The sequence below is a fragment of the Mesobacillus harenae genome (genome assembly GCF_013343715.1).
Taxonomy (GTDB): Bacteria; Bacillota; Bacilli; order Bacillales; family Cytobacillaceae; genus Mesobacillus_A; species Mesobacillus_A harenae.
Map to the genome: position 1 here is coordinate 1 of NZ_JABUNR010000057.1, position 281 is coordinate 281.

Consider the following 281-nt stretch of genomic DNA (forward strand, 5'->3'; position numbering starts at 1 on the left):
TTGATTTTTCTTTCATTTATGACTTGGTGAAGGATGTGTATTCGGAAATTGGGCGCCCAAGCATTGACCCTGTTATTTTAATTAAACTTACCTTCATTCAATATACCTTTGGTATTCGTTCCATGCGCCAGACCATTTCACAAGTAGAAACCAACATGGCCTATCGCTGGTTTTTGGGTTATGGATTCCATGATAAAGTGCCCCACTTCTCCACCTTCGGGAAGAATTACGAACGCCGTTTTAAAGAGACCGATTTGTTTGAGCAGATTTTCTATCGAATC

Annotated in this window: 1 protein-coding gene; it reads left to right on the top strand. The window is 40.2% G+C overall.

The annotated features are described in order from the left end of the window. Positions 1–281, top strand: a 281-nt coding sequence (locus HRJ06_RS23045) for a transposase (RefSeq protein ID WP_174735239.1), incomplete at both ends; no start/stop codon positions are given.